The 12,422-nt window shown below is 39.1% G+C and carries 13 protein-coding genes and 2 pseudogenes; 2 read left to right on the top strand and 13 right to left on the bottom strand.

Annotation, left to right across the window (positions count from 1 at the left end; all coding sequences use genetic code 11):
• The 8 genes from IM515_RS07310 to IM515_RS07275 all read right to left on the bottom strand — a co-directional run.
• On the bottom strand, window positions 1-106 hold a 106-nt coding region (locus tag IM515_RS07310), incomplete at its 3' end, for a MerR family DNA-binding transcriptional regulator (RefSeq protein ID WP_287629156.1).
• A gap of 168 nt (window positions 107-274) precedes the next feature.
• Complete coding sequence (locus IM515_RS07305) at window positions 275-613, bottom strand: type II toxin-antitoxin system PemK/MazF family toxin (RefSeq protein ID WP_002772504.1); 339 nt, start codon at window positions 611-613, stop codon at window positions 275-277.
• Window positions 610-861, bottom strand: coding sequence for an AbrB/MazE/SpoVT family DNA-binding domain-containing protein (locus IM515_RS07300; protein WP_287629155.1), 252 nt, complete (start codon window positions 859-861; stop codon window positions 610-612). The genes IM515_RS07305 and IM515_RS07300 overlap by 4 nt, the downstream gene beginning before the upstream one ends.
• Before the next feature lie 195 nt (window positions 862-1,056).
• On the bottom strand, window positions 1,057-1,485 hold the full coding sequence (locus IM515_RS07295) for a hypothetical protein (RefSeq protein ID WP_287629154.1): 429 nt from the start codon (window positions 1,483-1,485) through the stop codon (window positions 1,057-1,059).
• Window positions 1,486-1,526: 41 nt separating this feature from the next.
• A complete protein-coding gene (locus tag IM515_RS07290; protein ID WP_287629152.1) occupies window positions 1,527-3,185 on the bottom strand; it encodes a type IV secretory system conjugative DNA transfer family protein in 1,659 nt (552 codons plus the stop codon).
• A 77-nt stretch (window positions 3,186-3,262) separates the two neighbouring features.
• Complete coding sequence (locus IM515_RS07285; protein ID WP_287629151.1) at window positions 3,263-4,081, bottom strand: hypothetical protein; 819 nt, start codon at window positions 4,079-4,081, stop codon at window positions 3,263-3,265.
• A 128-nt stretch (window positions 4,082-4,209) separates the two neighbouring features.
• Window positions 4,210-5,058: a hypothetical protein gene (locus tag IM515_RS07280; RefSeq protein WP_287629150.1), complete on the bottom strand. Its 849-nt coding sequence runs from the start codon at window positions 5,056-5,058 to the stop codon at window positions 4,210-4,212.
• Window positions 5,059-5,119: 61 nt separating this feature from the next.
• Window positions 5,120-6,406: a hypothetical protein gene (locus IM515_RS07275; RefSeq protein ID WP_287629149.1), complete on the bottom strand. Its 1,287-nt coding sequence runs from the start codon at window positions 6,404-6,406 to the stop codon at window positions 5,120-5,122.
• Between the two features lie 303 nt (window positions 6,407-6,709).
• Here IM515_RS07275 and IM515_RS07270 point away from each other — a divergent pair, with 303 nt between their 5' ends.
• Together IM515_RS07270 and IM515_RS07265 are read left to right on the top strand one after the other, a co-directional pair.
• A complete protein-coding gene (locus IM515_RS07270; RefSeq protein WP_287629148.1) occupies window positions 6,710-9,526 on the top strand; it encodes a hypothetical protein in 2,817 nt (938 codons plus the stop codon).
• 237 nt (window positions 9,527-9,763) lie between these two features.
• A complete protein-coding gene (locus IM515_RS07265) occupies window positions 9,764-10,591 on the top strand; it encodes a hypothetical protein (RefSeq protein ID WP_287629147.1) in 828 nt (275 codons plus the stop codon).
• Between the two features lie 184 nt (window positions 10,592-10,775).
• On the opposite strand, the gene IM515_RS07260 is transcribed toward IM515_RS07265, so the two are convergent.
• From IM515_RS07260 to IM515_RS07245, 5 genes and pseudogenes are all read right to left on the bottom strand, one after another.
• Window positions 10,776-11,132, bottom strand: a complete 357-nt coding sequence (locus IM515_RS07260; protein ID WP_287629146.1) for a type II toxin-antitoxin system PemK/MazF family toxin — start codon at window positions 11,130-11,132, stop codon at window positions 10,776-10,778.
• 2 nt (window positions 11,133-11,134) lie between these two features.
• Window positions 11,135-11,323 (bottom strand): annotated as a pseudogene (locus IM515_RS25860) (hypothetical protein).
• Between the two features lie 47 nt (window positions 11,324-11,370).
• Entirely contained in the window at window positions 11,371-11,730 is a 360-nt protein-coding gene (locus IM515_RS07255; RefSeq protein WP_287629145.1) for a DUF5615 family PIN-like protein, read from the bottom strand.
• On the bottom strand, window positions 11,708-12,055 hold the full coding sequence (locus IM515_RS07250) for a DUF433 domain-containing protein (RefSeq protein ID WP_045358164.1): 348 nt from the start codon (window positions 12,053-12,055) through the stop codon (window positions 11,708-11,710). The genes IM515_RS07255 and IM515_RS07250 overlap by 23 nt, the downstream gene beginning before the upstream one ends.
• A 135-nt stretch (window positions 12,056-12,190) precedes the next feature.
• A pseudogene (locus IM515_RS07245) lies at window positions 12,191-12,283 on the bottom strand (photosystem II protein D1); the annotation flags it as partial.
• Window positions 12,284-12,422: the final 139 nt, after the last annotated feature.

Raw genomic sequence — 12,422 nt, 5'->3', positions numbered from 1 at the left:
TAGCAGTCCGTTCTGGAATTAGTTTACCTTCAGACTCCCAACGCCTTAACGTCGATACGCTTACACCTTTCAATTTAGCGGCTTCCGATATGGTTAACTTACTCATAGAACGATTATAGCACAAGTCATGAGTAATTTTGGATAATATTAGTTAGGTTTTTGGCTTCTGTATTTAACCCTCAAAGGTGAACCCCTATCGGGAGCGGGTTGGGGATTGGGCATCGGTAATCTCCATTTCGGGGTGTCTGTCGGTTTTCTATCGAAAAAATAGTCGTCACCCGATAATCACGCTTAAGGTTGCGACCACGCGGTTGACAAACTCGAATGGTAGAACCTCTCCGGTTGTTTTCCACCAGCGAGTATTAAGATCAACCGTTCTCACCTGCTCGGCTATTACCGAGCCGCGAACCGCAAAACCGTCGGGAATAGGGATCATTGTTTTGATCCCCGGCTTGATCGTGCTTGTTATGGGACTCACCACGACGATTCCTTTCCGGTCAGCATTAAATTTCCCGTGACTCAGCACCAGACAGGGACGCGCATCTCCTGATTGCTCTCTCCCACTTGTCGGGTTCAAATTGATTCTGATTACCTCTCCCCGTCGAATATTCATATCATCTCCTTACCACTTGGCCCGCTTTCAACGAAATCGAGTATATCTTCTGGATACTGAAAGTCTTCCGGAATGCTGGCCAATAGCTGATCGAGCGTCGGATTGCATGGCTTCTTGGTAATCACAAGAGCGTCCTTTGATTCTGTGAGTTCAACAACTGAATTCTCATTGAGTCCGAAGCTTTCAGCGATTTTGTGGGGAATTCGGAATCCAAGACTATTTCCCCATTTTTTTAGTTCGATATCCATGACGACAATCCCCGTTATGTTATTATACATTGTATAATAACATAACATAGCGCACCTAACATAAATCGGCCTATTCCTAGTTAAGCTAAGTTGAGGATAAGCCGAAACCCTAATTTTACCGCAGCTGGTTAGCTCTATTCTTCGTGGAAGTCATGACCAAATCTTCTTAGTCCGAACTAAAGTCAGCTAATGCGACTAACCCCCAATTTCAAAATCAAATTCAGGTTCGGGAGGAGATTCAATTTCTAAATCTTTAGCGTCCGGCAGGGGAGCATCATTGACAATAGAATCTTGTTCAGGCTCAACCTCACTCGGCGAATCACTTTCTGGTTGACAAGAGGAAATACTAATATAGTAATTGTTCTGGTCGCCTTCAATAATATCACCTTCTTGAGCGATATTATCAGCTTCAATCTTGATGTCATCGATATTAATATTATCTCCATCTTTGGTAACATTATCGGCATCAATGTTAACAATATCACCCTCATCAGTGATATTATCAGCTTCCATCTGATTAATATCGCCTTTGGCAGCATAATTATCAGGACTGTCTTGAGCCTTATCAACGACAAAATCTTCGACTAGATCGAAACCGAAACCGAATTTATTTTTGTTTGACATAGTTGATACTCTCCTAGAGAATTAATGAAATCAAGAAATGATTAAAGGGGTCTGTATTTGTCCAAGCCAAGTGCATAATCCACTAAGTTTTTATCTTGATGAGTTGCATCAGGAGCCAGAGCCTTTTTTAGCAAAGTTTTAATGTTTGCCAATAATTCATCTTCAAAATCAATCCAAAAAAGTCTCCGATTTTCATCAATAAAAGATGACTGAAGTAACCCTGTAAAACGTCCTGATAACTGCATTGAACGAGAGGTAATACCGGGGTTATCTTGTCCTAAAACTAGGTCGTAATTTTCTCGCCGTTCGGGTTGTGGAAAGATGTTTCCTTGACGATCTTGATAATTTCGGACAACCATAGGAGAAGGGGGGATATGAGGAAGGCGATCGCGCATAAGTTCGGTTAGGGTTGGAATCCCCGGTGAAAGACTTAGCAAGGTCTGGTAAACGTGCTTGTTTTGCTCCCATCTTTTGTTATCTTTAGGAATAGTGGGAGCGACTTCTAATAAACCAATACCATATTCGCGTAAATAGTCACCTGAGTCACCAATTTTACCAACAGGAAGGCGGTGGGTTTCATCAAGAATAACTAGAGTTTTAAGACGATCCTCGCCATTTTTTGTTTTGGTATTTGATCCTAATTCTAACACATGATTGAGAAAATTGTCAAGGAAAATAGGCCCAATGATTTTAGAAGAAGATTGGGATAAAGGTTGGCTTAAAATGACCAATGTTTTGTGATAAAGAATATCATCAAAGCTGAGTTTTTTGAGGTTGGGATGAGGTTCTGTATAGGTAAGTAAGTCTTCTTGATCTAACAGATCCTGAAAAATTTTAACCCCTCGCCGAGTCATGACTAATTCTTTATGATCCATGTAGAAAAAATTAGCAAGGCGCAGTTGTTGTTCTATTTTTTCTAGGAGGTTAGTTCTCTCCTGTAATTCCTCCTTTTTTTCGGGGGTTAGGTTTTGACTATTAAGATCAAGATTGATTTTATTTTTACCATTTTTTAAGGCCTCTTCAACTTGTTTAGGCATAGATAATAAATTGACTAAACTTCTGAGAGTGAGAGCGTCAGGAGGATAAAAGTTTTGCAATAAAACTAACAAATATTCAGCAATCGCAGCAGCATTATAAATAACTGCCAGTAAGTCACCGCTCATGCCTTCATACTGTGAGATGATCACTTGACATAGCATTTCAAAAAATTCTCGTCTCTCTGAAGAATTTAAGAGGTTTTCAAGAGGATTAAAATAGTATTCGCCACGAGGCCAACGACAAACGGAAATCTTAGGATCTTTTTCTTGAAGGTAAGCCGCTAAATCAGTAAAAGCGGCCCCTTCTTTTGTTCCTCTAACGCCTCCTTTGGCTTCTGAGATAATTACCGTTCCATACCATCTTAATGCGCCTGAAATTAGCCTAAATAAAACGGTTGTTTTACCCGAACCAATTGCCCCCCCTATAAACAAATGGCTATCAAACAGTGCAGTAGGAAGCCAGAAGGGAGTTCTTTCTTTACTATTAGGATAAGCGGCAGCTTGTCCTAGATAAATTTTATTTTCACTGGCTTTAATCGGGAAATCATCGGGGTTAGCGAGTACAGATTGAAGGTCAACAGAGATTTTTTTAGGTTTGCCTTGCTTATGGTTTTTATGAGTAGAAGGTGGGGGTGAGTTGGGATTAGGAAAAGGATAAGACATATTGGGTTTCTCCAGAAATTCACAATTTTTTTGAGTTATCCCCTCTTATTGAAAGAAGGGATATTTATTTAGCTTAACTAAATCTTAGGTAAGGGAAATTCATCTTCCCCATCTTCATAATCTGGGTTGCTGAGAGCTTGGTTGAACCAATCAACATCATCATCTAATGAGTTAAAGTCAAGAGATTTATTGAGCAAATAATCATCAGGTGAATCAATGTGACCAGTTATCTGATCTAATTTTAGTTCTAATTGCTGAATTTCTCGGCGAATTTCCTCCCGTTTTTGTCGATCTGGTTCCATTCTTAGATGATTATATTGATCGTCAATGCGTTTTATCAGAGCATCCACCTTTTTCTTTTTAATCTCATCAGTGTCTAGAGGTCTGATGTCATTATCTACGACTGTTACAACAGTCTTTGACCACCAACGAAATAGAAACCCTTGAAGAACAACTATAAAAATCAGAACTACTCTGTGAGAATCTAGCTGGTTTTGTAGAAAAGTCACAAAAATTCTCCAACCTAATTGATAATTAGAAGGGTTGTCGTTTTTAGACAATTCCAAAAGATCTCGTAATAAGACACAGAAATCTAGAACAACTGGTGCAAAAAACCACCAAAATGACACACATAAAATGGTGTAGGGAATCACATAGAACCAATTGATTTTGAACGCATCTCGATAATGGTGCATCCTTGGGTTATTCTTGAAAGTTAGCCAAACTTGCGCGACAGCAAAAGTATAGACAAATCCTATTAATATCGGCCAAAATCTTGCGTGAAATTTGCCTATTTCGTAGATAAAATTGTTGTTGACATAATCAACAATATGTAGCAGGTGTTTCAAAATACGTTTTTGGCTGTTAATGGAGCTTTGCGGAAACAAGCTAGACATGATTGATTTTACCTCAACTATGGGTGAAAACTAAAATTAAAGCTTTATGGTTGCTAATAGACACGGGTTAAGGGGAGGGGAGTGGTTTTTGATTAACATATAGAAAACTATCGTAAAGAACATTGGCACTATTTCTTGGAAATATCTACGGGAGAAGAACGTCTGATACCCATGGAAAATCTTTGATTTTGGCTCTCCAAGATTTCATGAATGACACCTTCCCAGCGAATCGCCTTAATCTTTAATTCAATCAAATGCTTTCTCGTTGACTGTCTGATGTTAGGATCACGGGGTTCTAACATAAACTCATAGTAGCTCTGAATTACTGAGTCGTTGAACGACTGCATCTCTAGTATTGTCTTCCTTTTTTTGCCAGCAAAATCAATGGTTTTAACCAGACGATTCGTTGCAGTTAGCAAAGCAATTAGCAAATTTTTTTTACGGGACTTTCCTTGTTGTTGATTTAATTGATCATAAACATCTTCTAACTGCCTCTCTATGTGGGCGATTCCTTTTGTTATTTGGCGAAAAGCAATCTCAACTTCTTCTAGATCATTAGGGTTTTTCCTCATTAATTCAACTAAGCGATCTACTCCTTTGCAAATGTCCTCCCTGGCTTTAGTTAAGCTTAATATCCGAAAGGTTATGTTATTCTCACCCTGCATAAACTGAACAAAGGGAGGGTAGGTAAATTGACCAGTTTCAGCAATTTTTTGTTGAAAAAGCTGTAACAATACAAGGGGATCAACTTTTGCCTCTTTGTCCCTCTCTTGATCTGACAAAACAGTAGTGCTTGGTGGTTTTTTCAGAGAGACATTTGTTGTGAAACCGGGATAAAGAGATTTCCCTGTTTCTTTAACATACTGGTGGTAAAGATAAAGGAGTTTTTCGTCCTCGTTTAAGTGATCCGCTACCAGTTGTTTTTGTTGAGGTGTGAGGTTTGGTTGAAGTAAAAACTTGAAGAGATTAACGTACATTTTTTTATCTCCTATAGTACGGACAATGTAGGGTCAATTCATGAATTGACCCTATAATTTATTAAGGGTTGTCATCATCAATAGCAGGAGGCTCTTGATTGTTCAATCCTTCCGCTACAGCATGAATTAACTCGTCAAAACCCTGTTTAGCGGTTGGATCGAAGGTTAAAGCGATGCTGGGCTTATTGCGATGCCGAACCGTCATCAGAATCGATGCACTGGAGAAAATAACGCTAAGGCTTGCAAACACAAGGGGGAATCCAAGCTTATCCCACTCTCTAGTGCGAAATTTACTACGAAAATTCCCCATAGAGGTACTAACAGCTTCTTGTCCGGCAGCAATTCCACCGTTTTCGGTAAAATGCTGGCTATAAAGGCCCCTTTTTTCCTTTTTAAGATATTCGAGACTACCACCCGACTGCTCAACAGTAGATTGCACCGTATCTAGTTGGTTTTGACCTTGCCCTCGCAGTTTCTCTCCGTTAGCTTCTAACCGTTTAGGCTTGAGACAATAGGGTAGATCTGCTGTAGGTATCTTGTCAAAGTACTTTGAAGGTACTCCGTGGGGTCCATGTAATTTTTCGTAGAGACTAGATGTTTTAGGATCGTAAAGTTTCTCCGATTTGCCCCGTTCTGGTTGATATTCAGCCGTTTTTGTGTCGCAAATGTTTTGAGCGACTTTCGCCTGCTTTAATACTCGTTCTCCTTCAGCTATGTTTCGGCGAGGAGTGGCATAGAGATGTTCTTCTACTACTTTGTCGGCGTAGATCTTAGATAATTGAGCGGAGTTAGTCAGGATTTCCGAGCCAACACCCGAAATCAGCGTTAAAACGACTTGTAAGCTGATATTACTGGCCAAAGCTGCATTAGCCCACTTGCGACTGGCAGGATTAGCATTGGAGGCCGCTGTCGAGGTATAGTTCCCTGCTGACTGAGACAGGAAGAAGACAATTCCAGCACTCATCACCCCTGAAACTCCCCCACCGACACCAGCATAAGCTATAGGAACAACACCGACTGTATTCCACATATTAGAGATTGTTTGTATTCCAGCAGTTAGTTTTGATTCCTTTTTGATCGCATCTGTGACCATAACGTCCCCGTGGAGGTCACGGGGATTGACGCGGACCAACTCAGAATTGAGAACTTTTTGCCAGAAACCGATTGTTTCAGGTGATAGATCGCCGTTTTTTGCCTTCTCTACCAACTCTGGATCATTCTGTTTCATCCAGTCGAGGAGTTTCTGGGGATTAGAACGATGATCCTCCAGAAAGTGATCCCAGCTCTTATAGGGAAAAGGAGGAGGAGTTTTATCGTCTCCAGGAAACGCAAAAGTTGTTTTTGTCATCTTATACCTGCTCAAAAAGCAGCCTCTTTAACGTTGTTTCAGATTGTAACTTAAGATTCCACTTTTGTGAACAAGCAATTGTACTTGGGTGCGAAATGCTTATGTGGCAAGCTTTTTCAGGAGTTCATAGATTTTATCGGTTCTCTCAATTGTGTGATTGGATTAGTTTTTTCTTGTAACTAACAGGTTACAACCTTGCCGAGGTGAAAACAATCCAACCGAGAATTAAAGATGATATTCCCTCTCAAAGGCAGTAACCTGTAAACTAGATTAATAATCCCTCGTCCCCGAAGTGACCCAATTATGCTCAAAGACTATTTCAACTTTCTTATTACCTACTTGCTCTCTAGTCAATCAGAAATCGCGAAGGGGGCTAAAACAAGTCGTGCATCAGTTAATCGTCTTGAGACGGAGGAGATTGCCAAGCTTGCCCTTGACATTGATCAGGCTAAGGCGTTGCATGACTATATTGCTACACAAGAAATTCAAACGAAGGGTCTTAGTAGTCAGGAACTTGAAACTAAAAGCAACCAAATCGAAGACATACAAGACAAGCCCAAAAAATACAAAAAAACTAACACTGAGGGAGAACAGAAGGTAGATGGTATTAAAGAGGCCAGAATTCTTCGTGAGCTTTTCAAAGAAATACCTCGCCACGAGGGGATTGAGGCCGCTGGACATTTATCTGATGACTGTTCTTATATTCGTGTATCTCATCGTCTCTATCCCATACTTCTAAATATTGTGACTATTTTAGAGTTAATGGAAGAAAAAGATGCCTTAAGAAGTTTTGAAAATATTATGCGAATACTTCGTAGCGATCTTAACGGATTAAAAAATAAACTTCTATCGTCCCAAGATTCTGAAGACCAATTGAGAGTATTAATTGAATCTATTGTTCCAGTTAAAGAGCATCAAATTATAAAAGCAAATAGACAGAATCTCAATATGCCTCTAGAAGAGTTCAAAAATCGTGAGCAAAAATTGAAGGAAAACCTGGCATTGCCAATTGGTTTACAAGAAAGACTAAGTATCAAAGAGATGCTTACCAAAACCTATAATAGACTCAGAACAAGTGGTAAACTTAGCTTTTCACGGTCTGAAGCAATTTCTCTTTTTTTAAGTACTTTTGTCAAGACTAAAACCCAAAAATATCAAATCCCTTTAAGCCTTAGAGTCACAAAATATCAATCTATTCCTTTATCAATTGATATACGACAAGAATCTAACTATAAGAAAATATACGAAGAGATTTTTAACGAAATTGCTTTTCAAGAAGAATTAACACTGGCAAACTTAGAAATCAATAAAAAGATTACGCAAAACAAGAATATTAGCAAATACAAATCTAAGGCAGTTGAACTATTCATAACATATTGTACTTATTATGATAAATCTTTTACTGATAACTCTCCTGAAGAGTTAGAATGGACAAGTGTGTCCAATGGCACTTTTTTAGAGAATGCCATAGCAAGTATTATGATACACATGGGATTAAAAGACGAACTTCAAAATATACATTTTTTGGCTTTTCAAGACGTTAACTCTGACCCTAACGGTTTGATAGAAAGCACAGTTATTTTAAAGAGTGGTTCGCAGCTATTTGTTGGCTATTGGGTTGATAGAGATAGCGTTATCTGTAACTTACAGTCCGTTATTTCAGCAGCCTTACAATGGCTATCTAGTGAATCAAGAAAAGAAGCAAATCAATCTGATACCTTGAATATAGAACTTTATAAGGAAACATTAAAAGTCTTGTCTAGTATTCGACTGAAGCTTTTTCAAATCAGAACTTCATTCAATAGCTTTAAATCATTTAATACTACAAATATTTATATCAACGATCAAGGTGCTAAAGACGACATTAAGGTTGTGGAAGGAATTATTAAAGACGCTCAAGAACAACTTAATAAGCTTCCCCGACCAACCAATAATATAGACTATTACCTACCTTATCGTCTTCAACTAAAGCGCTGTGTTTTTCATGCTAAATTAATTTTACTTAGAAAAAACAACGTTCATGGAAATTTACCTAAAGCTGGATCAGGAATTGAGAATTTATCCGCTATACTCGCAGAATATCAAAATAATATAAATATAAATTCTCAAAATCATGAACCTTTACCATTGGAAAGTAATGAACTATTACCATTAGAAATTCTGCTAAATGTTGAAAGGTATCTCTATGAATTTTCTACGGGTGAGGGCGACTTTGTATTTAACAAATCCCCTTTAGAAAAACAAAGTACATTGCAGGAATATGTTAAGGCTATTCCTGAAATTATTGGACATACGAAATTTTACAAAGAACCAGGAATGGATATTTATCAATCGCTTGCAGAAATTAATGGGATTATTGCAAGACTAAACTTTTATTTACTTGACTTTGAAGACTTTGAATATTCTGTAACTCCCTTAAGTCGGGAAGAAATACTGGAAAACACAAGAGGGCAATTTCTAACAGCTTGTTACCATTCTCTAAGAATAGGTTTTCGGGCAAGAGCTTCGCGCTGGGTTGCCTATGCTGGTCGTACCTCCCTTCGATTAGGGAAAGCGCGTGAAGCCCAAGAAGCAGTCAAACTGAGTAAAGCTATTATTGACCAAAATCCTAATATTATTAGTCCTTTAGAAAAAGATGGTTTATTATCAGAAACTGCTTTGTTAGAAGGAGAATTAGCTCAATTTAATGGTGAAATTAAAGAGGCTTTAACTCACTTTTTTTATGCTTTAATAGGAGGTGCTTCTCTTGGGCTAAATCGTCGTGTTTGCGATGCTCTTTATGGGATTGGTAAGTGTTCTGAACACGAACAAATTAAAAATACTTTAGTCAAACATATATTAGAAGGTGATAATCTACTCGCTAAGTTAATCAATAATGAAAAGCGATTTGATAAAGATCGGTTTAACCCCCACAAGATTAATGTACTAGATGAATCGGGGAATCTTCTTAGTGACTTAATTTTAAACGAAAATTTAACTTGGGCTGATGCCTCTTCTCTATTTTTTAACGCAGCACAGAGTATGTGGCAGAAATGGTATCAAAAGCCTGGTGTTCATCCTGTCGCTAAGATGATTGAAGAGCGTAAATGGCTTGCATTTAAATTACAGTCTGATATATAGCCCTTTTCACGTTAATGAGGTATCGACAAGTTATGCCAACAAAGAGTTTAAGCTCCTTGCCCATAACTCATTCTGATGAAAACTGCTATAAATTTCCACGTTCCTCTATTTTATTACTAAAAGTAGAAACGATTGAAATCGTCAATTTCCACTTATTTTGGGACTGACATCACCCTTAGACTCCGAATATTCTGAAATTAGCAAGTAAACACGGCTTCCCAATTTCAGGAAAAAATTATGAATCTACGTTCTGTCAAGACTATCGTATTAAGTGGTATAGCCCTGTTGGTGGCAACTTTGCCCAGCCTCGCTCAAATTCCAATAGAGCCGATCCGTCTGACTACTGCTACTCGCTTCAATTGTGGTCCCCACCTAGAAACATATATAGTTCGTTCGCTAGATAACCGACGGGGAACTGGGATTCGTTGTGTCAAATTCAGTAAAGGACAGCAAGGCTCAAGCATTCCCCGTCTGTCCTGGTACGGGGAAGGAACCTGGGAAGGGGCTACCTACCGTCATCTGGGACAGGCGATTGACCGAGGCAGAATGTTAGTCGGGTTTGCGTCCGACATTCACGGTAACGGGGAGGATGCTAACTTCAACTATCCGGGTAATCTCGAGATCCGAACGGTCAGACCAGGAGTGATTCGAGTGACTGGGGCTTGGAATGAGGAGTGGCGTTCGGTTTCTTCTGTTAACTACAACCCCTTACCCCGTCCCAAAACCTGCGGTAAACAGAATGGTGGTCATTTCAATCAATATCAGGTAACTGATTTGACGGGAAACCGCAGAGGCAAAGGTCTGCGCTGTATGCTGAAAGAAGGTCCGGCCAACACAACCTGGTTCGGTAATGGGGATTGGGATGGCAACACCTATTCCCACCTGGGGACTATCGGAAAGAATGGCTACGGGGCCGGAGATATCTGTCCACCTGAGCGAGTCCATGCCACTATTTTCGGAACAATCTGCAATAATTTCGACTACGGTTCCCTTACTTTCACCCCTACGCGCAGTGGTTTCAATGTTAACGGTGCTTGGAGTGAGAAGTGGTTATTGGTCAGGTGATTTGGCCGTGAATTTCAATTAAAAAAGATCCGGGTGAGCTAATGTTCGCCCCGACCTTTTTTGTCGTAATTATTTGATTAGAACTTAACCATTGATAGCAGGAGCAATCAGAGCCACAGGAGCCTGTTCACTACTAGCTAAGTCTAAGAGAAAATGGATTATTTAAATCCTTTTATAACCCCTATTATTCGAGTTCTTGAGGTTCAATAACCAACTTAATTCCCTGAATAATTAATTTGATTTTTTCCCAAGAAAGTCTTCCGATAGACTCCGTTAAAAGACGTTTATCAACCGTAAAAACCTGTGAAACATTAACAACACTGGATTCAGGTAAATTCCCTTCACCCTCATTCAATAAAACATTACCAATAGCTTTTGCTCGTCTCAAATTGGTTGTTAATGGACACACAATAACCGTCCCAATTTGTGACTGATTCAGAGCATCATTTCGCACCACAACACAAGGACGAAGATAAGCAGGTTCAGAACCTTGTGGTTCTCCTAAATCAATCCAATAAATCTCACCTTGAAAAATCGTCATATTTACTCAGATAATTGGCGTTGATGATGGCGTATTCCCTCTAACATCAAAGTTTCTGATTCATCCGATCCATCACTATAAGCTTCATTCCAACTATCCATTAATACCTGTTTAGTTATTTTTTGATTATTCAATCCTAATTATTGATGTAACTTCTCCAATAACCATTGTTTATCTTCATTTCCCCTGATTCAACGCCTAAGACAACTAAAAATAAAACAGAAACAGCAAGTAGTATTTATAAAGGAATATGAGTAATCCGGTCTTGATAATCTTGGGCATCGCCTAATAAAGCAATGAGAATTAAATTCTCAATAATCTCTTTAATTGTTGCTTTAGGACGCAAGACAAAAATCCCTGGACTATGACGACTTTGTGCCAGATGATCAGCTAAATGAACAGGCATAGAAGTCCGATTATTTGTGACTAAAATAAAGTGATTTGCTTCGCACCAAATTAAAATTTCTGGGTCTAAGGTGCTTTTCGACGGAACACCAGGTTCGCCAATCATCCAAACCGTTAAATCAGAGTGACGGCGCAATAATTGCTCCCGATACAGCTGCGGTAAATTTTCATCAATTAGATACTGAATACTCATTGATATTTTCTGCTGCTATTTCTGCCTTGAATTTCCGCATTTTCTCCACAAAAGCGGGAGGGTTTAAATCCTGTTCTTGTTCTCCTTTTTGACAATGTTCTAGCCATTCTGCCAGATATTGACTAACTCGGTCTTTTTCGTGCAGGTAATAGAGAATAGTGGCATGGATTTGTTCTAGGGTAAGGGTAGGATAAATTTGCCCGATTTCTTCAGGGGTACGGGCGCGGTAAATGTATTCATATAAGATAGTTTCAATGCCAATGCGGGAGTTTTTTAAGCGAATGTCATTGGGAGTCAAAAAATTAAAGTAGTCTTCGAGTTGCATCGGTTAATACTCCTATTGATAAATTCGTACTTTTTTGTATCATCAATCAAGCCAATAAATCTCTCCTTGAATATTATGATTCTAACAACAAAAAAGCACCCCCTCGCGGGAGTGCCTTTTCGTTCAGACTAGGAATTAACCATTGATAGCAGGAGCAATCAGAGCCACAGGAGCCTGTTCGCCACTAGCTAAGTCTAAGGGGAAGTTATGTGCATTACGCTCGTGCACTGAGAGGGGGACAAGCGAGCTAGAAGGTAGATAGGGCAAGCGATATAGCTCTTTGTCCTTTGATGTAATCCTTCAACCGATAGCGGCTAATTTGCATTAGCTCTTCTATATTTTTTTGGAACATTTGATGTAGCTGTAG

The organism is Microcystis sp. M44BS1 (assembly GCF_020244875.1).
Taxonomy (GTDB): domain Bacteria; phylum Cyanobacteriota; class Cyanobacteriia; order Cyanobacteriales; family Microcystaceae; genus Microcystis; species Microcystis panniformis.
This window is presented reverse-complemented; position numbering and strand designations above follow the sequence as displayed.